The sequence below is a fragment of the Amycolatopsis sp. NPDC114505 genome (genome assembly GCF_055633615.1).
This window is the reverse complement of record NZ_JBVKDV010000002.1, coordinates 143087-164280: the sequence shown is the minus strand read 5'-3', so window position 1 is coordinate 164280 and position 21194 is coordinate 143087. Positions and strand designations below refer to the sequence as shown.

The following is a 21194-nucleotide window of genomic DNA, read 5'->3' as shown; positions in this document are numbered from 1 at the left end:
GACTGCAACAACTGAAAACCGAGGGGTGTGGGAGGCCAATGAACATCCTGCTGATCGTCGGCATCGCCGTCGTGGGCGTGATCGTGATCTTCGGGCTGCTGCGGATCCTGTACAAGGTCGCGGAGCCGAACGAGGCGCTGATCGTGTCCGGCTGGGGGATCCGGGTCGAACGCAGCGAGACCGCGGACAGCCTGGGCTTCAAGATCATCACCGGCCGCGGCGTGAACGTCATCCCCGGCTTCCAGACCGCCCGGCGGCTGTCCCTGGACACCCGCGGCGTCAACCTGCAGGTCTCGTGCGTGACCCGGCAGGGGCTGCCGGTCACCGTGCGCGCGGTGGTGATCTACAAGGTCGGTGACGACTTCTCGTCGATCGCCAACGCCGCCCGCCGGTTCCTGGACCAGCAGAAGGGCATGAACGACACCATCCACGAGCTCTTCTCCGGGCACCTGCGCTCGATCGTGGGCGGGCTGACGATCGAAGAGATGATCCACAACCGGGACGCGCTCACCGGCGAGGTGCGCCAGTCCTCGGCCACGGAGATGATCAAGCTCGGGCTGATCGTGGACTCCCTGCAGATCCAGGAGATCGACGACGAGTCCGGCTACATCCTGAACCTGGGGAAGCCGCACGCGGCCGCGATCGCCGCGTCCGCCCGCATCGCCGAGGCCGAGCGCGACCAGGAGGCCACCGAGGCCGAGCAGGTCGCGGCCGCCAAGCGCGCGGCGGCCATGCGCGAAAGCCAGATCAAGCAGGCCGGCTACCAGGCCGAGGTCGACCAGGCCAAGGCGAAGGCGAGCCAGTCCGGCCCGCTGGCCGAGGCGACGGCCCGGCAGGAGGTCGTCGTCCAGGAGACGCGGGCCGCCGAGCTCGAAGCGGCGCTGGCCGAGCAGCGGCTGCAGTCGCAGGTCCGCAAGCCCGCGGACGCGAAGGCGTACGACACGCGGACGTCGGCCGACGCCGCCCGTGACGCTTCGATCGCCAAGGCGCAGGCCGAGGCGAAGGAGACCGAGCTGCGGGCCGCGGCGGACGCGACCCGCGTGAAGACCGCGGCCGAGGCCGAGGCGCAGGCCACGAAGGCGCGGGCCGAGGCGATGGCGGGCGCGACCCGGGCGACCGGTGAGGCCGAGGCCGCCGCGGCCAAGGCCCGCGGTCTGGCCGAGGCGGAAGCGGCCAAGGCGAAGGGGCTCGCCGAAGCCGAGTCGGCGCGGGCGAAGGGCCTGGCCGAGGCCGACGCCATCAAGGCGCGGGCCGCGGCACTGGCCGAGAACCAGGAAGCGGTCGTCGCGCAGCAGCTGGCCGAGCGCTGGCCGGAGATCGTCGAGGCGGGCGCCGGCGCGTTCGGCAACATCGACCACATGGTCGTCCTCAACGGCGCCGAGGGCATGTCCGACATGTTCGCCAAGGCGCTGTCGCTCGGCGGCACCGGCCTCGGCCTGGCCCGCCAGCTGATGGACTCCATGGGCAAGCCGGCCGACAAGGAACTCGAGAAGCAGGCCCAGGCGAACGGCGAGCTGAAGCTGACCGACTAGACGCTGTCCTGCAAGTCTGTCCTGGTTCAGCGACCGGTGCGTCACGCTGCGTGCGGCCCTTGTGTCCCGGATCACGGGAGGCAAGGGCCGTACGCCCGTTCGGGGGCGGAAATTCCCGGGCGGTTGTCCTACCGTTGGCGCATGGTGCCGGACAGCGGGTCGCGGGCCGCCCGATGAGCTTCTTCACCGGCGGCCCCCGCGAGCGTCCCCTGTTCCCCGTCCCGGAGCAGGAGCTCTACGCGTTCAACGGCCGGCACTGGACCGATCCCCCGCGCGAGTACATCGTCCCGGCCGTGCTGCCGCTGGCGCAGCCGCTGGGCCGCTCCGAGCGCACGGTGGTCGCACTGCGGTCCGTCGAGGTGTGGCCGGAGGCGCTGACGCTGCGCATCACGGTGTTCTCCCGGGACAGCCTGGTCGACGACCCCGCCGAGGGCCTGATCGACCACCGGCGCAAGCCCGACTACAACGGGCTGCTCATCGGCGTGCTCTACGCCGACGGCAGCCGGGCGAGCTCCGAGACGGTCTCGGTGCCGTCCGCGTCCGAGCCCGAGGACCCGGTGCTGCGGGCGCAGCCCGTCGGCGGCACGCGCTTCGCCGTCGAGCACGAAGTGTTCCTGTGGCCGCTGCCGCCGGCCGGCCCGCTGAAGCTGGTCGTGCAGTGGACGGACCGCGAGATCCCCGAGACGCGCACGACGCTCGACGGCGGCGCGATCCGGGCCGCGGCGAAGGACGCCGCGGAAATCTGGCCGGGGCTGCACAAGCGGCAGGTGAACGGCCTGCCGGTGCGCCGCGTCGGCAAGCAGGTGGCGCTCACCCCCGAATGGGGGACCCCGGTGGTGCGGGCGGAAGAACCCGGGGCCACCCCCGCGGAGTAGCGCGTTTCCTGATCTGTGACCCCGCGCACCGGCGCCCGGGGTATCTCGAATGGATGAACCGGGTGGGTCGTTAGCGTCGTGGAAACACTTCGACCACCCGGCCGTCATGTCGGGCTGGTGGAGTGGGTCTCCTCCCCTTCCGACGCACGTGGCCGTGCACACCCCGCGAACCCGGAAAGGTCGCCCATGGCAGGCTCTCCGCTCAGCGCCCTCGACGTCGCTTTCCTTTGCCTGGAAAGCGAAACCTCCCCGATGCACATGGGAGCGGTGGTCACCTTCACCGCTCGCGGCCCGGTGGACCCCGCCGCGCTGACCGCGGTGCTGGCCGAACGCGCCGCCCGGCTGCCGAAGCTGCGCCAGCGGGCCCGCGCCGAGCTGTTCCCGCCGGGCTCGGCCAGCTGGGCCGAAGACCCGGGATTCGCTGCCGCGGACCACATCCACCACGTGACGCTGAGCTCGCTGTACGAACCGGACCCCCTCCCGGCGTACGCGTCGCGGTGGATCGCCGAGCCGCTCGACACTTCCCGGCCGCTGTGGGACCTCACCCTGGTCACCGGACTGCCGGACGGGAAGTTCGCACTGCTGCTGAAACTGCACCACGCGCTCACCGACGGCGCCGGCGCGTACGCGGTCGCGGCCGGCCTGCTCGACGGCGTCAAGCTGCCGGAGCGCATCCCCGCTCAGCGGACCCCGGCCCGGCGGTCCACTTTGGACACGATGAAGGACGCGCTCGGCACCGCGTGGGACCAGGCGAACGAGGCCGCCGGCATCGCGTCGTCGGTGGTGCGGGCCACCCGGCCGACGCTGTCCCCGGTATCGGCGCCCGCGTCCGCCGAGCGGCGGCTCGGGTTCGTGCGGCTGCCGCTGGCGGAGCTGCGCCAGGTGCGCAAGGCCCACGGCGGCACGACCAACGACGTCGTGCTGGCGGTGCTTTCCGGCGCACTGCGCGAATGGCTGGTGAACCGCGGCCACCGCGCCGACGGCCGCACGCTGCGCGCGCTGATCCCGGTGAGCGTCCGCGGCCGGGCGCGTGACGAGCTCGGCGGCAACAAGCTTTCGGGGTACCTCTGCGACCTGCCGGTCGGCGAGGACGACCCGGTCGAGCGGCTGCGCGTGGTCCGCCGGGAGATGGCCCGCAACAAGGCGGCGGGCCCGAGCCGCGGCGCGGGCGCGCTGCCGCTGCTGGCCGGCCGCGTCCCGCCGCTGCTGCACCGGCTGGGCGCCCGCACCGCGGGCCAGGCGGCCCCGCTGCTGTTCGACCTGGTGATCACGACGGTCCCGGTCCCGCCGGCCCGCCTGTCGATCGACGGCGCCCGGCTTTCGGAGGTTTACCCGTTCGTGCCGCTGGCCCCGCGTCACGCGGTCGGCATCGCGGTCGCGACCTATCGCGATTCCGTCCACATCGGACTGCAAGTGAACGGCGAAGCGGTGCCGGACGTCGGTTCGCTGCGGGACGCGGTGCTGAAGTCGACAGCCCGCCTGCTCGACGTCTCCTGACGCCGAGCAAGCGGGCGGGCGTCAGCCGCGGAGCATCTCCGCGACTAGGAACGCCAGCTCCAGGGACTGCTGCGTGTTCAGGCGCGGGTCGCAGGCCGTCTCGTAGCGGCCGGACAGGTCGACGTCCGAGATCTCCTGGGCGCCGCCCAGGCACTCCGTGACGTCCTCGCCCGTCAGCTCCACGTGGATGCCGCCCGGGTAGGTGCCCAGCTGGTTGTGGACCTCGAAGAAGCCCTGGACCTCGTCGACGATCCGGTCGAAGTGGCGGGTCTTGTAGCCGGTGGACGACTCGTGCGTGTTGCCGTGCATCGGGTCGCACTGCCAGATGACCTTGTGCCCGGACGCCTCGACCCGCTCGACGATGCCCGGCAGCACCTCGCGGACGTTGCCGTTGCCCATCCGCGCGATCAGCGTCAGCCGGCCCGGCTCGAAGCGCGGGTCGAGCCGCTCGACGTACTCGACGGCCTGGTCGGGCGTGGTCGTCGGGCCGATCTTCAACCCGATCGGGTTGGCCAGCAGCTCGGCGAACGCGATGTGCGCGCCGTCCAGCTGACGGGTCCGCTCGCCGATCCAGAGGAAGTGCGACGACAGGTTGTACAGCTTCGGGTTGGCCGCGTCGGCGTTGTCCAGGCGCAGCATCGAACGCTCGTAGTCGAGCAGCAGCGCTTCGTGGCTGGCGAAGATCTCGGTGGACTGCAGCGACGTGTCGGTGACGCCGCACGCCGACATGAACCGCAGGCCGCGGTCGATCTCGTTGGCCAGCGCCTCGAAGCGCTGCGCCGCCGGCGACGCCGACACGAAGTCCTTGTTCCAGTCGTGCACCTGGTGCAGGTCGGCCATGCCGGCGCCGGTGAGGGCGCGGACCAGGTTCATCGCCGCGCCCGCGTTCGCGTAGGCGCGGATCATCCGGCCGGGGTCCGGCACGCGCAGCTCGGGCTTCGGGACCAGCGAGTTGATGATGTCGCCGCGGTACACCGGCAGGCCCAGCGCGTCCGTCGCGGCCGAGCGCGGCTTCGCGTACTGGCCGGCGATGCGCCCGACCTTGACCACCGGCAGGCTGGCGCCGTAGGTCAGCACGACGGCCATCTGCAGCAGCGTGCGCAGGTTGGCGCGGATGTGCGGCTCGGTGTTGGACTCGAACGTCTCCGCGCAGTCACCGCCCTGCAGGAGGAAGGCCTCGCCGCGGGCGACCATCGCGAGCCGGCCCTTGAGGCGGTCGATCTCCGCCGGGACGGTGATCGGCGGCACGCTCTCCAGGACACCCCGGACGCGGTTGGTCAGCTCGGGATCCGGCCACTCCGGCTGCTGCGCGGCCGGGAGGGCGAGTGCCTTGTCGAGCCGGGCCCGGAGCTCGGGCGGGAGCGGCGGCAGTTCGGGCAGTGTGTCGACGGGGACGTCCACAGTCCAGTTCACGAACACCAGGATAAGGTTCCCGCCCCACTCCGCTTCGCCCGGTTCGCTCCCGAGCTGGCAGACCACTAGAAGTGGCGAAGCGGGAAACCCCCGGTTTTCCCCGCCGAGCTGGGAACTCGTGCCCGGCGGGCCGGGCACGAGTCCGCACGGCGGGAGAACCCGCCCGGTTCAGCAGGGACGTCCGGACGCGAACGCGGACGGCCCAGGGGACGTCAGCCGGCTTGCGCGCGGTTGTAGAGGTTCTGCGCGTCCGTGCCGAAGTACGGCCCGAACATGTAGCCGGGCAGGAACGTGTACCCGAAGCTGTTCACCGAGGCCTGGATACCGGTGCCGGTGCCCTCGGCGAACGACAGGAACCACGGCCCGCCGCTCGAACCGCCGGTCATGTTGCACCTCATGCCGTGGTCCTTGGTCAGCAGGAAATCCGTGAACGTGCTGCCGCTGCAGTAGATCAGCTTCGTGCCGTCGTAGGGCGCCGCGGCCGGGTAGCCGAACGTGTACATGCTCTGGTTCTTCGGCTGGTTGAAGGCGATGCCCTGCGCGCCGACGACGTCCGTGAGCCGCTGGCCGTTGAGCGGGTTCACCACGGCCATGCCGACGTCGTAGTTCATGTCCTCACTGGCTTCCCACTGCGGGGTGGTCAGCGTGGTCTTGGCCGCCCACTGGCCGTAGGGCGCGTTGCCGTTGTCGTAGCCCGGGACGAAGGTCCACTGCGTGTGCCAGGTGCCCTGGTACTTGACGCAGTGGCCGGCCGTGACGACGACGCTGCCGTTGGTGCTCGTGACGGCGTCGCCGGAGCAGGAGGCGTTCTGTCCGTTGAAGACGAAGAACACGCGCCCGGCGGTGTGCGTGACCTGGCCGCCGCCGGTCCAGGCGCCGCCGCCGTTGGGGATGCTCTGGATGATCGCGCTCCGCCCGCGCTCGACGTCCTTCGGTGTGAAGGCGGGGGCCTTGACGAGGGTGTCCATCGGGACGGCCGCCCGCATGGCATCGGGCGTCCAGAAGGGTTTCGGCGCGGCCTGGGCGGGCATGCCGACCAGGGCGAACGCGAGGGAGAGGACCGCGGTGACGACCGCTGCTCGGAACGAAGTGTGCTTCAAGACGCCCCACCTTCCGCGAAAGTGAATTGTCGCAAAACCGGCACAACTACTCGAAAGTAGTTGTCCGTGTACACAGAGCACAGCCACCGTTCGGCGTAATGGGTCGAAACGGTCGAAAGACCCCTCACCAGCGGCGAGGGGGCCTTCGGACTCGGGAACTCAGACGACGGCGAGCGGCAGCGCCGTCGGGTGGACCGGGGCCGGCAGGTCCGAAGCGCCGGTGAGGAACGCGTCGACCGCGTTCGCCACCGAACGGCCCTCCGCGATCGCCCAGACCACCAGCGACGCGCCGCGGTGGGCGTCGCCGCAGACGAAGACCCCCGGGGTCTCCGTCTGCCAGTCCGCGCCGCACGACAGCGTGCCGCGGCGGGTCAGCGACAGGCCGAGACCCTCCAGCAGCGGCATCTCCTCGACGCCCTCGAAGCCGATTGCCAGCAGGACCAGGTCGGCCGGCAGCGTCTCGATCTCGTCGTTGACCGGGATGACCTCGCGGCGGCCGGTCGTGGGGTCCTTCCGGACGCGGACCTGCTGGAGCTCCACCGCCGTCACGCGACCGTCCGAGGAGCCGACGAACCGCTTGACCGCGACCGCGAACTTCCGCTCGCCCGCCTCCTCGTGCGCCGGGTAGGTGCGGAGGATGTACGGCCAGGTCGGCCACGGCGACCGCTCGTCGTCGCGGACGGACGGCGGCGTCGGGTACTGGTCCAGCTGCGTCACCGAAAGCGCGCCCTGGCGGGTGGCGGTGCCGTAGGAGTCGGCGCCGGTGTCGCCGCCGCCGATGATCACCACGTGCTTGCCGCGCGCGTCGATCGGCGACGGGCCGTCGCCCTCGACGTACTTGTTGGCCGGCACCAGGTGTTCCATCGCCAGGTGGACGCCGGCCAGCTCGCGGCCGGGCGTCGTCGTGTCGTCGCGGCCGCGCAGGGCGCCGACCGCGAGCACGACGGCGTCGTACTGCGCGCGCAGGTCGTCCACCGAAAGGTCGACGCCGACCTCGCAGCCGGTGACGAACTTGGTGCCCTCCTTGCGCAGCTGCGCGAGGCGCCGGTCGAGGACCTTCTTCTCCATCTTGAACTCGGGGATGCCGTAGCGCAGCAGGCCGCCGAGGCGGTCGTCGCGCTCGAACACCGTGACCTCGTGACCGGCGCGCGTCAGCTGCTGGGCGGCGGCGAGCCCGGCCGGGCCCGACCCGACCACGGCGACCCGCTGCCCACTGGCCACTTCGGACACCTGCGGCTGGACGTAGCCCGCTTCCCACGACTGGTCGGCGATCGCCTGCTCGACGCGCTTGATCGCCACCGGCCCGCCCGAGTCCGGCGAGATCGACAGGACGCAGCCCGCCTCGCACGGCGCCGGGCACAGCTTCCCGGTGAACTCGGGGAAGTTGTTGGTGGCGTGCAGCCGGTCGCTCGCCGCGGCCCAGTCGCCGCGGCGGACGAGGTCGTTCCACTCCGGGATCAGGTTGCCGAGCGGGCAGCCGGAACCGCCGGAGTGGCAGAACGGGATGCCGCAGTCCATGCAGCGGGACGCCTGCTTGCGCACCTTTTCGTTGCGCTCGCCCGGGTCGACGTCCGCGTAGACCTCGCCCCACGAGTGCAGCCGGTCCTCTTTGGACTTCTTCTTCGGCTCTTCGCGGTCGTACTTGAGAAAGCCCGTCGGGTCAGCCACGAGCGGCCTCCATGATCGCCTCGTCGACGTCGCGGCCGGCGGCCTTGGCCGCCTTCGCCGCGTCCAGGACCCGCTGGTAGTCACGCGGCATCACCTTGGTGAACGCCACGGAGCGGCGCGGCCAGTCGCCGAGCAGCGAGGCCGCCACCGCGGAGCGGGTGAGATCGTAGTGCTGTTGCACGGTTTTCTTGAGCCAGGCCAGGTCGTCCGCGGTCGGCTTGAGCAGGTCCACCATGTCCTGGTTGACCTTCTTGCGGTCGACGTCGAGCACGAACGCCATGCCGCCGGACATGCCGGCCGCCAGGTTGCGCCCGGTCGGGCCGAGCACCACCGCGCGGCCGCCGGTCATGTACTCGAAGGCGTGGTCGCCGACGCCCTCGGCGACGACGGTGGCGCCGGAGTTGCGGACGCAGAAGCGTTCGCCGACCTGGCCGCGCAGGAAGATCTCGCCGCCGGTCGCGCCGTAGGCGATCGTGTTGCCCGCGATCGTCTGGGCCTCGGCGGCGAACGCGGCCTCCGGGTCGGGCCGGACGACGATCCGGCCGCCGGACAGGCCCTTGCCGACGTAGTCGTTCGCGTCGCCGACCATGTCGAGGGTGAGCCCGCGCGGCAGGAACGCGCCGAGCGACTGGCCCGCCGACCCGGTCAGCGTGACGGTGATCGTGCCCTCGGGCAGGCCGTCGCCGCCGTAGCGGCGGGTGATTTCCGAGCCGAGCAGCGTGCCGACGGTCCGGTTCACGTTGCGCACCGGCAGTTCGAGCCGCACCGGGTGCGCGTCCTCCAGGGCCGCCTCGGCGAGCTGGATGAGCGTGCGGTCCAGGGCGTGCTCGAGGCCGTGGTCCTGGCCGCGGGTGCGCCGCTTCGCGCCGCCGTACGGCGTCTCCGAAGGCATCTCGAAGATCGGCGCCAGGTCCAGACCGGACGCCTTCCAGTGGTGGACGGCTTCGTCGGTGTCCAGCAGCTCGGCGTGCCCGATGGCCTCGTCGAGCGTGCGGAAGCCCAGCGAGGCCAGGGTTTCGCGGACCTCTTCGGCGACGAACTTGAAGAAGTTCACCACGTGCTCGACCTGGCCGGTGTAGCGCTTGCGGAGCTCGGGACTCTGCGTGGCGACGCCGACCGGGCAGGTGTCGAGGTGGCAGACGCGCATCATGATGCAGCCCGCGACGACGAGGGGGGCCGTCGCGAAGCCGTACTCCTCGGCGCCGAGCAGCGCCGCGATGACGACGTCGCGCCCGGTCTTCATGGCGCCGTCGACCTGCACGGTGATCCGGTCGCGCAAACCGTTGAGCAGCAACGTCTGCTGGGTCTCGGCGAGGCCGATCTCCCACGGCGTGCCCGCGTGCTTGAGCGAGTTCATCGGGGACGCGCCGGTGCCGCCGTCGTGCCCGGAGATGAGCACGACGTCCGCGTGCGCCTTGGACACGCCCGCCGCGACCGTGCCGACGCCGAGCGAGGACACCAGCTTCACGTGGATGCGGGCGTGCTCGTTGGCGTTCTTGAGGTCGTGGATCAGCTGGGCCAGGTCCTCGATGGAGTAGATGTCGTGGTGCGGCGGCGGGGAAATCAGCCCCACGCCCGGCGTCGAGTGCCGGGTCCGCGCGATCCACGGGTACACCTTGTTCGGCGGCAGCTGGCCGCCCTCACCGGGCTTCGCGCCCTGCGCCATCTTGATCTGGATGTCGTCGGCATTGACCAGGTACTCGCTCGTGACGCCGAAGCGGCCCGAAGCCACCTGCTTGATCGCGCTGCGGCGCTCGGGGTCGTAAAGCCGCTCGGGGTCCTCGCCGCCCTCGCCGGTGTTGGACCGGCCGCCGATGCGGTTCATCGCGATGGCCAGGGTTTCGTGGGCCTCGGCCGAAATCGAGCCGTACGACATCGCGCCCGTGTTGAAGCGCTTGAAGATCGCTTCGGCGGGCTCGACCTCGTCGAGCGGGATCGGCTCGCGGACGCCGCCCCGGAAGGAGAACAGCCCGCGCAGCGTGCCGCCCTCGCGGTAGAGGCGGTGCACCTCGTCGGTGTACTTGCGGTACACCTCTTCGCGGCCGGTCTTGGACGCGTGCTGCAGCAGGAACACCGTCTCCGGCGTGAACAGGTGCAGCTCGCCCTCGCGGCGGTAGGCGTACTCGCCGCCGGTGTCGAGTCCACGGTGGACGCGCTCGGTCGGGTTGTCCGGGTACGCGCGGCGGTGCCGCACGGCCACCTCTTCGGCGAGCACCTCGAGGCCGACGCCGCCGAGCTTCGACGACGTCCCGGTGAAGTACTCGTCGAGCAGGTCCTGGGCCAGGCCGAGGGATTCGAAGACCTGGGCGGCGGTGTACGCGCCGACCGTCGAGATGCCCATCTTGGACATGATCTTCAGGACGCCCTTGACCAGCGCCTGCACGTAGTTGCGGATCGCCTTGCCGGACTCGATGCCCGTCACGGCGCCCTGCCCGATCATGTCCTCGATGGTCTCGAAGGCCAGGTACGGGTTGACCGCGGCGGCGCCGTAGCCGAGCAGCAGCGCGATGTGGTGCACCTCGCGCGCGTCACCGGATTCGACGACCAGCGCGACGCGCAGGCGTTCCTTGGTGCGCACCAGGTGGTGGTGCACTGAGGAGACCAGCAGCAGCGACGGGATCGGCGCCATCCGGTGGTCGGAGTCGCGGTCGGACAGCACGAGCGTGCGTGCCCCGGCCGCGATGGCCTCGGACGCCTCACGCCGGACGCGCTCGATCGCGCCGGCCAGCGCCTCGGCGCCGCCGTCCACTTCGTACAGTCCGGAAAGGACACTGCACGCGAAGCCGGGGAGGTCGCCGTCGTCGTTGATGTGGATGAGCTTGGCGAGCTCGTCGTTGTCGATGACGGGGTACGGCAGCTTGAGGTGGCGGCACGACGCCGGGCCGGGGGCCAGGAGGTTGCGCTCCGGGCCCATGATCCGCGCCATGCAGGTGACGAGCTCTTCGCGGATCGCGTCGAGCGGCGGGTTGGTCACCTGCGCGAAGTTCTGCTTGAAGTAGTCGTAGAGAAGGCGAGATCGCTGGGACAGCACCGCGGGCGGGGTGTCCGAGCCCATCGAGCCGATCGGCTCGGCGCCCTTCTCGGCCATCGGCGCGAGCAGGATCTTCAGCTCTTCTTCGGTGTAGCCGAAGGAAAGCTGGCGACGCAGCACCGAGTCGTGGCTCTGCACGACGTGGTCGCGGTCGGGCAGCTCGGCGAGCTTCAGCAGGCCCGCGTGCAGCCAACCCTCGTACGGGAGCTTGCCGGCCAGCGCGGACTTGACCTCTTCGTCGTCCACGATCCGGCCGGCTTCGGTGTCCACGAGGAACATCCGGCCCGGCTTCAGCCGGCCCTTCGCCACGACGTCCTTGGGGGCGACGTCGAGGACGCCGGCCTCGCTGGCCAGCACGACGCGGTCGTCGGCCGTGCGCCACCAGCGCGCCGGGCGCAGGCCGTTGCGGTCGAGGACCGCGCCGACCAGGGTACCGTCGGTGAAGGTGACGCACGCCGGGCCGTCCCACGGCTCCATGAGACTCGCGTGGAACTGGTAGAAGGCACGGCGTTCGGGCTTCATGGTGGCGTGGTTCTCCCACGCCTCCGGGATCATCATGAGCACGGCGTGCGGCAGCGACCGCCCGCCCAGGTGCAGCAGCTCGAGGACCTCGTCGAAGGACGCCGAGTCGGACGCGTCCGGCGAGCAGATCGGGAACAGCCGGGACAGGTCGCCGTCGAGGAGCTCGGACTCGAGCAGCGCCTCGCGGGCCCGCATGCGGTTGCGGTTGCCGCGGATGGTGTTGATCTCGCCGTTGTGGGCCACGAACCGGAACGGGTGGGCCAGCGGCCAGGACGGAAAGGTGTTGGTGGAGAAACGCGAGTGCACCAGCGCGATGGCGCTTTCCAGCCGCTCGTCGCGCAGGTCGGCGAAGAACGCGGGCAGCTGCTCCGGCGTCACCATTCCCTTGTAGACGATCGTCCGCGAGGACAGCGACGGGAAGTACGTGCCACAGCCGGAGTTCGCGCTTTCGTGCTCGACGCGCTTGCGCAGGCAGAAGGCCAGGCGGTCGAGCTCGATGCCCGCTTTTCCTTCCGAGGCCACGAAAAGCATGGCGAAGTGCGGCATGACCGAGCGGGCGGTCGGGCCGATGTCCGCGCGGTCGGCATCCACCGGCACCTCGCGCCAGCCGAGGACCTCCAGGCCCTCTTCGACGGCGATGCGTCCGGCCAGCTCGACGGCCTTGCGGCGCTGCTCGGCGTCTTCGGGCAGGAACGCGATGCCGGCGGCATAGGCGTGGTTGCCGTGCTCGTCGGGTTCGGGAAGCGCGAAGCCGGCTTCGGCGCGCAGCAACGTGTCGGGGAGTTGCAACAGGATGCCGGCGCCGTCGCCGCTGGTGGGTTCGGCGCCGGCGGCGCCGCGGTGGTCGAGGTTGGTCAACGCGGCCAAGCCGTCGGTGACGATTCCGTGGGAGCGCCGCCCGCGGATGTCGGCCACCATGGCCACACCGCAGGAGTCCTGTTCGGTCTCGGGGTCGTAGAGACCCTGCTTGCCGGGGATGGCGGAGAAGATCATGAAGGGACCTCCTTCGTCGTCTTGTCGTGCGGGGCCGGGCTACCGGCCGGGGAGCGCACGGGACGACGATGGCCCGCTTGTTAGCGCGACTTTAACACCTGGGAAACATGCCAGCACCCGTTCAGAGCGCCCCGAGCGACGTCGGACGGTAACGATCTGGCTGCGCGGAACGACGTAGTTCCTGATGGGTTCCCGGTAGTTCGTTCTGCTAAGTATACGGCTCGGAAACTCACGTCAAGCCTAACGTGACGGGCCCGACGCGGCACCTCGGAAATGTGTTGCCGATCACTAGAACGTGTTACATTTCGCCGCATGATCCTCGATCGGTTCAAGCTCACCGACCAGGTCGCGGTGATCACCGGCGCCAGCCGCGGGATCGGCGCGGCCACCGCCGTGGCCCTCGCGGAAGCGGGCGCCGACGTGGTCATCGCCTCCCGCACCGCCGCTCAGCTTTCCGAAGTCGCTTCGCGCGTTTCGGCCGTCGGCCGCCGGGCTCACGCCGTGCCGGTGGACCTCTCGTCGCCGGACGCCGCGGCGGAGCTGGCCGCGACGGCGGTGGCCGAGTTCGGGCGGCTCGACCTGGTGGTCAACAACGTCGGCGGCACGTACCCGCGCCCGTTGCTGGAGTCTTCGGTGGACTTCATGGAGGAAGCGTTCCGCTTCAACGTGGCGACGGCCCACGCGCTGACGGTCGCGGCGGCGCCTTCGCTGGTGAAGACGGGCGGCTCGATCGTCAACATTTCGTCAGTGATGGGCCGGCTGTCCGGCCGCGGCTTCGCGGCGTACGGAACGGCGAAGGCGGCCCTGGCCCACTACACCCGCCTGGCGGCCGCGGACCTGGCGCCGAAGGTGCGCGTCAACGCGATCTCCGTGGGCTCGGTGGCGACGTCGGCGCTGGAGATCGTTGTCGGCAACCCGGAGCTGAAGGAGAAGATGGAGTCCGCGACGCCGCTGGGTCGCATCGGCGAGGCGGAGGACATCGCGGCGACGGTGGTGTTCCTGGCATCCCGCGCCGGCGGGTACATCACGGGCAAGATCCTCGAGGTCGACGGCGGCCTGCAGGCGCCCAACCTGGAGCTGGGCCTGCCCGACCTCTGACCCTCAGCTCTCGTCGGTCTTCTTCGGCTCCTCGGCCGGGGTGTCCTCCGACGCGGGCTTCTCCGATGCCGGGGCCTCGGCGGCCACCTTCGCGTGCTCGGGCTCCTCTTCCGAAGCGGGCTCCGCCGCCACCGGAACTTCGGCGTCGGTGACCGCGTCCTTGCTCACCAGCGTCTCCGGCAGCTCCCGCGGCCCGCGCTTGCCCGCGAGCACGAAGTACACCACCGCCGCGATGAACAGCAGGATCGACGTCCACACGTTCACCCGCAGGCCGAGGATGTGGTTCGCCGTGTCCGTGCGCATCATCTCGATCCAGCCGCGGCCGACCGTGTACCCCGCGACGTACAGCGCGAACACCCGTCCGTGCCCGAGCTTGAAGCGCCGGTCGGCCCACACCACCACGAGCGCGACCAGGAGGTTCCAGATCAGCTCGTACAGGAACGTCGGGTGGACCGGGCTCTCCGGCAGCGGGATGTGCCCCGTCGCGACGCCGTTCAGCAGGTTGTTGGGGTCGTCCGGGTTGAAGCGCTGGTAGACCTCGAGGCCCCACGGCAGGTCCGTGTGCGCGCCGTAGAGCTCCTGGTTGAAGTAGTTGCCGATGCGGCCGATGGCCTGCGCGACGACGATGCCCGGGGCGATGGCGTCCGCCATCGCCGGCAGCGGGACGCCCTTGCGGCGGCACGCGATGAGCGCGCCCACCGCGCCGAGCGCGATGGCGCCCCAGATGCCGAGGCCGCCGTCCCAGATCGCGAACGCGTTCCAGGGGTTCTTGCCCTCGGTGAAGTACAGCTCGGGGTCGGTGATCACGTGGTACAACCGGCCGCCGACCAGGCCGAACGGCACGGCGAACACCGCCATGTCGATCACGGTGCCCTTGGTGCCGCCGCGGGCGGCCCAGCGCCGCTCACCCCACCAGATCGCCACGATGATGCCGGCGATGATGCACAGGGCGTACGCACGGACCGGGATCGGCCCCAGGTGCCAGACGCCCTGGTCCGGGCTCGGGATCGTCGCGAGGTAGGCGCTCATCACGCGGCCACCGTAGCGCTAGCGGCTCTCGGCTTCCACAGCGGCCAGGTAGCCCGCCACCAGCGCGTGCGCCACCCGGACCACAGCCTGGTCGCGCGGGAGGAACCGTTCGTCGTGGAGGCTGGGGACGCCCGCGGTGTCGCCGAGGCCGACGAACAGCATCAGCCCGCGGGTCGCGCCGCCGCAGTAGTGGGCGAAGTCGTCCGCGCCGAACGAACGGAACTGGTCGTCGACGGTGAAGCCGGCGCGGCTCAGCCACTTCCGGGCCCCCGTCGCCAGCGCCGGGTCGTTGGCCAGCACCGGCTCGCACGGGCTGATCTCCAGCTCGGCGGTGCAGCCGTGCGCCTTCGCCGTGCCGTGCACGATCTCCGCCAGCGTCTCCAGCGCGCGCTCGCGGTCGACCTCGCGCATCAGGCGCAGTGAGCCGAACGCGCTCGCGCTGTTCGGGACGACGTTGGCCGCGGTGCCGCCCTGGATCCGGCCGACCGAGCAGACCGCGCCGTGGACCGGGTCGATCCGGCGCGACGCGAGCTGCTGCAGGCTCACCACCAGCTGCGCCAGCGCCAGGATCGGGTCGCGCAGCAGGTGCGGGTAGCCGGCGTGGCCGCCCTGGCCGCGCATCGTCACCTCGAACTCGTCGGTCGACGCGTTGACCGGGCCGGGCACCGCCGCGACGACGCCGTGCGCGAGCCGCGGCTGGACGTGCGCGCCGATCACGGCGTCCACCCCGGCCTCGGCCAGCACGCCGGCTTCGACGATGTCGAGCGCGCCGGGCGGCGACGTCTCCTCCCGCGGCTGCAGCAGCGCCAGGATCGGCCGCGGCACGCCGACGCGCACCGCCGCGCGGCCGGCCGCGACCAGCGCGGCGAGGTGGACGTCGTGGCCGCACGCGTGCATGAACTCGTTGCCCGACGCCCACGGCACGCCCGTGCCCTCCAGCACCGGCAGCGCGTCGAGCTCCGCCCGCAGCGCCACGACCGGGCCGTCGCCGCCGGGCAGCGGGATCGCGCGGCCGGTCTTGGCGACGCGGGTGCCGTCACCGGCGCCGAGGGCCTCGGCCACCAGCCGGGCGGTGTCCTCCTCGTCGCCGGAACCGCGCGGGTCGGCGTGCACCGCGTGCCGGAGTTCGATCGCGGCGGGCAGTTCCTCGTCGATCGCCCGCGTCCAGCGGTCCCAAAGGTCGTTCACCCGTGCTCCAAGCGGTAGATCCTCTTCGCGTTCTCGTGTCCCACCAAAGCACACAGCCGGACGGCGTCCACTTCGGACATCGCGCCGGCGGCGAGCCCGGCGCGCAGGAAGTCCGAAAGTCCCTGGCGGAACAGGGCCGTGCCCAGGTGGTACAGCTCGGCCAGGCCGAACGCGTCGGTGGAGAAGAGGACCTTCCCGAACGGCGCGATCTCCAGCAGCTCGGCCAGGATCGCCGGCGCGCGGAAGCCCGCGTTGTGGGTGGCGAGGCCGACGTCGACGAAGACGTGCTCGAAGACCTGCGCCAGGTAGGCGGCGTTGCGGTGGAACGGGTAGTTGTGCAGCAGCAGGATCGGCACGCCGCGGTCGCGGGTGGCCCGCAGCAGCCCGGTGAGCCGCAGCGGGTCGCAGCGGTGCAGGTCGACGTCGGCGTCGCCGTACCCGACGTGGAACTGCACCGGCAGGCCGAGGTCGAGCCCGGTGAAGACGAGGAACCGGTGCAGGACCTCGTCGGCGAGCCGCCCGCCGCCCCCGGCGAGCCACCGTCCGGCGGCCGCTTCGACCTCCGGCGGCGACGGCCGCTCCCCCGCCAGCTCGAGGCCGACACGGTAGGCGGCGATCGACTTGAACCCGACGGCGGTCGCGGCCCGTTTCCCCAGCTCGTCGGTGCAGGCCGCGGCGAACCCGGAGGCGGTCGTGCCGCGGATCACCTGCTCGGCGACCTGTTCCAGCCGGACGACGTCGTGCGCGCGGGCGCCGGCCAGCTCCGCGAACTGGGCCGTCGTGGTCAGCGCGTCCGGCTGGAACCCGCCGTCCAGCAGGAAGTCCGTCGTGCCGGTGGAGCGCAGGAACCGCCGCGCCACCTCGGCCGCGCCCAGTTCGGCCCGGCGTTCGAGGTAGGCATCGGCTTCCGCGTGCTCGGGCAGATCGAGCACCGGTGCGCAGCGTGCGCGCACGGCCAGCCCGATCAGCGAGTCGAACAGGCTGGTGCCGAGCGGCGACGTCGTGTCCGCCTCGGTCAGCATCGCCTCGAAGTCCGCGCGGGCCACGCCACCGGTGGCGACACCGTGGCAGTGGTGGTCCACCAGTGGCAGGTCCGCGACGAACGGGAGCAGGTCGGTCATGCGCCTCCGTCCATGGTGGTCAGCCTGTCCCCCACCCTACGAGCGAAGCCCGGCGCGGACAGCACCAAGATCACCGCGAGCACCAGCACGGCCCCGGCCACCACGGGGAACCACCGCGCCGGACCTTCGGTCGGGTACGGCACGACGTTGACGTACACCGTGTACCCGAGCACGGCGAGCGCGCCGATCGGGAACACGAGGTGCCAGCCCGGCACGCGCATCCGGCGCTTCACGAACAGCAGCAGGATCGCGCCGACGGTCGTGAGCAGGTAGATCACCAGCAGGATCAGCGTGCCGATCGAGCCGGACCACGCGAAGGTGTCCGACGCCGTCGCGCCGAAGAACAGCGCGCAGACCAGGATGATCAGCACCGCCGCGCCGGTGACCGCGCTGACCGCGGCGACCGGGGTGCCGCGGCTCGACGTCCGGCCGATGCCGCGGCCGCCGTAGGCGTCGCGCCCGAGGGCGAACAGCAGCCGCGAGCCGCCGACGACGCAGGCCAGGCAGCAGCCGAACGCGCTGATCGCCGCGCCGACGCTGATCACGTCGCCGACCCACGCGCCCGCGTACCGGCTGCCGAGGTCGCCGAGCAGGGACGGCGAGTCGTGGAACGCCGTCGCGTCCGTGCCGAACGCCATCATCTCGACCGCGGTGACGACGACGAAGTAGACGCCGCCGAAGATCGCCGTGCCGAGGATCGCGCGCGGGATGTTGCGCTTCGGGTCGTGGGTCTCCTCGCCGAGCGTCGCGGCGGCTTCGAACCCGGCGAAGGACAGGAAGCCGAACACCGCACCGAGAAACACCCCGGACACCCCGGTCTCCGGGACGAACACGTCCATCGTGAAGCGGCCGCCCCCGGGTGCGTTCCCGGCGAGCAGCCGGACCAGGATCACGACCGTGACCAGCAGGATCACCGCGATCGTGGCGCCTTCTACGGCGAGCAGCGTGCTCGTGCCGCGGCGCGCGGGCACCACGGACAGCAGCCAGGCGCCGACCAGCGCGACCGCCGTCAGCACGAACGGGCCCCACGACGGCGGGTTCGGCCAGATCCCCACCTGGGTCAGGAACGCGGTCCCGAGCGTGCCCGCGGCCGAGCTCGTGACGACGGCGTAGAACGTGTACGTGCCGAGCAGGCCGATGCCGGAGACGACGCCGGCGCGCGGGCCGAGCGTCGCGCCGACGAACGCGTACACCGAACCGGCGTGCTGGTAGTGCTGACAGAGCTTGACGAAGCCGTACGCGACCAGCAGGACGCCGACCGCGGAGAGCAGGAAGGCGAGCGGGACGGCGCGGCCGGCGGCGGACGCGGTCTGCTGGGGGTTGATGTTGGCGGCCATGCTGGGGGCCATCAACGCCACGGACAGGCCGACAGCCTGCCAGACGGAGAGGGAGCGGCGCAGCCCTGGACGGGTTTCGACGGTGTCTGACACGATCTCCACCTCTTTTCTGGAAGTACTCAGTGAACATCGACGGGAGCAGGATGAGCCAGCTCGATCGGGCCGAACTCGCACAACAGGGCGCGCTCCGGGCGGACGGCCTGCGCGCGGCCGGGGTCGAGCTCGTCGCGCTGACCTTCGTGGACAACAGCGGCATCGCGCGGGTCAAGGCCGTCCCGGTGGACCGGCTGTGGTCGGCGGCGGCGTGGGGCGTCGGCGCGTCGAACTCGTTCGACTTCTTCCTGGCGACCGACGACATCACCGACGGGACGTACTCGCGGGGTCCGGTCGGCGACCTGCGGCTGCACCCGGACCTCGACGCGCTCGTGCCGCTGGCCGCGCAGCCCGGCTGGGCGTGGGCGCCGGTCCGCAAGTACGACCAGGAGGGCGAGCCGCACCCGCAGGACGCGCGGGCGCTGGCCGCGACGGCGACGGCCCGGCTCGCGTCGCTGGGCTACAACGTGCGGACGGCCTTCGAGATCGAGTGGGTGATCACGGCGGAGGACGCGCCGGACGACCCGCGCTCGGCCACCGCGGGCCCGGCCTACGGCTTCGCACGGCTTTCCGCGCGGGCTTCGTACTTGCGTTCGCTGGTATCCACTTTGTCCGCTCAGGGCGTGACGGTGGAGCAGGTCCACCCGGAGTACGCGGCCGGGCAGTTCGAGCTGTCGGTGGCGCCGGACGACCCGGTGCGCGCGGCGGACATCGCGGTGCTGACGCGCGAGACGATCCGGATGGTGAGCGAGCAGCACGGGTTGCGGGCGTCGTTCACGCCGAAGTTCTCGCCCGACGGGGTGGGCAACGGCGGCCACGTCCACCTGAGCCTCTGGGACGGCGACCGCAACCTGTGCGCCGGCGGCGACGGCCGGTTCGGCCTGACGCCGACGGCGGAGGCGTTCGGCGCCGGGATCTTCTCGCGGCTGCCGGCGCTGCTGGCGATCGGCGCGCCGTCGGTGGTCAGCTACCTGCGCCTGGAGCCGCACCACTGGGCCGGCGTCTTTTCGGTGTGGGGCTTGGAGAACCGCGAGGCCCCGCTGCGGCTGGTGCGGGGCCCGGCCGGGCAGCGCGACCGGGCGGCGAACTTCGAGGTCAAGTGCTTCGACCTGACCGCGAACCCGTACCTGGTGGTGGCGGCGCTGCTGTTCGCGGGCCTGGCCGGGGTTTCGGCGTTGGCTTCGTTGCCGGAGCCGGTGGACGTGGACCCGGGGACGCTCCCGTCGGCGGTCCGCTTGCCGACGTCGTTGGCGGACGCGGTGAAGGCGTTCGAAGCGGACTCCGAGCTGACCTCGGCGTTCGGGGCGGAGCTGGCGACGACGTTGATGGACGTGCGCCGCGGGGAGATCGCCCGCCTGGGTTCCCTGCCGCCGGACGAGCTGTGCTCGGTCATGCGCTACCTACATTGACGCGGCCACTTCGTCGCGCAGCTGCGGGAGCTTCGCGTAGAGGCGGTCGCCGGGGCATTCGGTGTTGTAGTAGTCGCGGTGGCCCTTGATCTCCTCGACGGGGATGCCGTACTGGCGGCAGACATAGGCACAGAAGATCACGAGCGCCGCCCACTGCGCTTCGGGCGGCTCGACGCTCGTGTAGGTGCCTTCGTTCTCGATGCCGATGGCGTTGGTGTTCTGGCCGGGGCAGTGCGCGCCCTGGATCATGGTGGTGCGGCTCTTGAGCGCATCCAGGCTGCCGTGCCGCCCTTCGAGCCGGTACCCGCCGCGGCTGACGGTGAAGTGCTGACCGGTGTCGGACCAGCCGTTGTTGTCCATGTGGTCGTGCTGGTCGTCGCGCGCGACCTGGAAGGCGTGCGCGAGGGAGTAGTCGGTGCTGTTGGCGCTGGCGATGTGGTGGATGAGCACGCGGTTCGCCGGGTGGTCGAGGGTGGTGAGCGCATCCGAGGGCGGCCGGGCACCCCACTCGGCACAGCTGTAGATCCGCGGTTCGGTCGCGGCACGGGCCGCTTGCGGGAGGAGGAGCCCGGTGGCGCCCGCGGCGGCCAGGCCGGCGGCACCGCGGAGGAAGGTGCGCCGCGGGAGGTGGCTGAGGTCCATGGGACGGACTCTCCCGCGCCGCTGTACAGCTTTCGTACAAACGCCGTCAGAGCTCGAGGGTGGCCTCGAAGGGGCGGGTGAGGTGGAGTTCGCCGTTCTCGCTCTTGGCTATGGGCGCGTACTCGCCGCCTTCGAGCGCGAAGAGCGTGGCGCTGACCGGCTCCGGCGGCTCGACCAGGAGGTAGAACGGGACCAGAGCCTCGGCGTAGATCGCCCGTTTGAGGATCCGGTCCTGCATCTTCGTCGAAGGCGACACGATCTCCGCCGCCAGCAGGACATCGCTCGCCGCGGAGACCAAGGTGTCAACCTCGGCGCAGGTCAAGATCACCAGGTCCGGGATCAGCAGCCGGCGTCCGCCGAAACGTACGTTCACGCCCGGCAGCAGCTCGGTGCCGTCCGGCAGTGCGGGCGCGAAGGCGAACTGCAACTTCTGCAGAAGCCGCTGGTGCACCGAGGTCGGGGCGGGGCTCACGAGAAGCACCCCGTCCACGAGTTCGATTCGCTGAAGGGAGGTCTGGTCCTCGGGCAGGGCGAGAACATCCTCGGCAGTCCAGCCTTCGGGCCGTAGTGGGATGCCGGGCTGGGGCTCAGTCGGTGCTGCCATCGCGCTTCACCTCCGCTCCAGCCGATCGCCGCAGGTCTGTTC

15 protein-coding genes are annotated in these 21194 nt (G+C 71.4%); 5 read left to right on the top strand and 10 right to left on the bottom strand.

The window, feature by feature from the left end; genetic code table 11:
- Window positions 1–38: 38 nt before the first annotated feature.
- The 3 genes from ACZ7OU_RS18795 to ACZ7OU_RS18785 all read left to right on the top strand — a co-directional run bounded on the left by ACZ7OU_RS18795 (window position 39) and on the right by ACZ7OU_RS18785 (window position 3904).
- Complete coding sequence (locus ACZ7OU_RS18795; protein ID WP_470238779.1) at window positions 39–1532, top strand: SPFH domain-containing protein; 1494 nt, start codon at window positions 39–41, stop codon at window positions 1530–1532.
- A 173-nt stretch (window positions 1533–1705) separates the two neighbouring features.
- Window positions 1706–2407 (top strand): hypothetical protein, encoded by a 702-nt coding sequence (locus ACZ7OU_RS18790; RefSeq protein ID WP_470256056.1) that lies wholly within the window; start codon window positions 1706–1708, stop codon window positions 2405–2407.
- Between the two features lie 252 nt (window positions 2408–2659).
- Entirely contained in the window at window positions 2660–3904 is a 1245-nt protein-coding gene (locus ACZ7OU_RS18785) for a wax ester/triacylglycerol synthase family O-acyltransferase (RefSeq protein ID WP_470257622.1), read from the top strand.
- A 21-nt stretch (window positions 3905–3925) separates the two neighbouring features.
- Here the strand turns inward: ACZ7OU_RS18785 and ACZ7OU_RS18780 are convergent, their stop codons facing one another.
- The 4 genes from ACZ7OU_RS18780 to gltB all read right to left on the bottom strand — a co-directional run bounded on the left by ACZ7OU_RS18780 (window position 3926) and on the right by gltB (window position 12631).
- The gene (locus tag ACZ7OU_RS18780) at window positions 3926–5317 is read right to left on the bottom strand and encodes a class II 3-deoxy-7-phosphoheptulonate synthase (RefSeq protein WP_470238781.1); all 1392 of its coding nucleotides are present in this window, start codon (window positions 5315–5317) and stop codon (window positions 3926–3928) included.
- A 212-nt stretch (window positions 5318–5529) separates the two neighbouring features.
- Window positions 5530–6417, bottom strand: a complete 888-nt coding sequence (locus ACZ7OU_RS18775) for a trypsin-like serine peptidase (protein WP_470256055.1) — start codon at window positions 6415–6417, stop codon at window positions 5530–5532.
- A 159-nt stretch (window positions 6418–6576) separates the two neighbouring features.
- Window positions 6577–8085 carry a glutamate synthase subunit beta gene (locus ACZ7OU_RS18770; protein ID WP_470256054.1) on the bottom strand — a complete coding sequence of 503 codons (1509 nt, stop codon included), beginning with the start codon at window positions 8083–8085 and terminating at the stop codon, window positions 6577–6579.
- Window positions 8078–12631 (bottom strand): glutamate synthase large subunit, encoded by a 4554-nt coding sequence (gltB, locus tag ACZ7OU_RS18765; protein WP_470256053.1) that lies wholly within the window; start codon window positions 12629–12631, stop codon window positions 8078–8080. Before gltB ends, ACZ7OU_RS18770 begins: the two co-directional genes overlap by 8 nt.
- Window positions 12632–12943: 312 nt before the next feature.
- Here gltB and ACZ7OU_RS18760 point away from each other — a divergent pair, with 312 nt between their 5' ends.
- A complete protein-coding gene (locus ACZ7OU_RS18760; protein ID WP_470256052.1) occupies window positions 12944–13729 on the top strand; it encodes an SDR family oxidoreductase in 786 nt (261 codons plus the stop codon).
- A 3-nt stretch (window positions 13730–13732) separates the two neighbouring features.
- On the opposite strand, the gene lgt is transcribed toward ACZ7OU_RS18760, so the two are convergent.
- From lgt to ACZ7OU_RS18740, 4 genes are read right to left on the bottom strand one after another with little or no spacing between them, the layout of a single operon-like run.
- Entirely contained in the window at window positions 13733–14758 is a 1026-nt protein-coding gene (gene lgt / locus ACZ7OU_RS18755) for a prolipoprotein diacylglyceryl transferase (protein ID WP_470256051.1), read from the bottom strand.
- An 18-nt stretch (window positions 14759–14776) separates the two neighbouring features.
- Window positions 14777–15946, bottom strand: coding sequence for a M20 metallopeptidase family protein (locus tag ACZ7OU_RS18750; RefSeq protein WP_470238787.1), 1170 nt, complete (start codon window positions 15944–15946; stop codon window positions 14777–14779).
- A complete protein-coding gene (locus ACZ7OU_RS18745) occupies window positions 15943–17067 on the bottom strand; it encodes an amidohydrolase family protein (RefSeq protein WP_470256050.1) in 1125 nt (374 codons plus the stop codon). Before ACZ7OU_RS18745 ends, ACZ7OU_RS18750 begins: the two co-directional genes overlap by 4 nt.
- Window positions 17064–18497, bottom strand: coding sequence for an APC family permease (locus tag ACZ7OU_RS18740; RefSeq protein WP_470256048.1), 1434 nt, complete (start codon window positions 18495–18497; stop codon window positions 17064–17066). Before ACZ7OU_RS18740 ends, ACZ7OU_RS18745 begins: the two co-directional genes overlap by 4 nt.
- Before the next feature lie 50 nt (window positions 18498–18547).
- On the opposite strand from ACZ7OU_RS18740, the gene ACZ7OU_RS18735 reads away from it, so the two are divergent.
- A complete protein-coding gene (locus ACZ7OU_RS18735) occupies window positions 18548–19906 on the top strand; it encodes a type I glutamate--ammonia ligase (RefSeq protein WP_470256047.1) in 1359 nt (452 codons plus the stop codon).
- Here the strand turns inward: ACZ7OU_RS18735 and ACZ7OU_RS18730 are convergent.
- Window positions 19898–20548, bottom strand: coding sequence for a peptidoglycan recognition protein family protein (locus tag ACZ7OU_RS18730; RefSeq protein WP_470238831.1), 651 nt, complete (start codon window positions 20546–20548; stop codon window positions 19898–19900). The two genes, ACZ7OU_RS18735 and ACZ7OU_RS18730, sit on opposite strands and share 9 nt — an antisense overlap.
- Window positions 20549–20594: 46 nt before the next feature.
- Entirely contained in the window at window positions 20595–21152 is a 558-nt protein-coding gene (locus tag ACZ7OU_RS18725) for a Uma2 family endonuclease (RefSeq protein ID WP_470256046.1), read from the bottom strand.
- Window positions 21153–21194 lie beyond the last annotated feature (42 nt).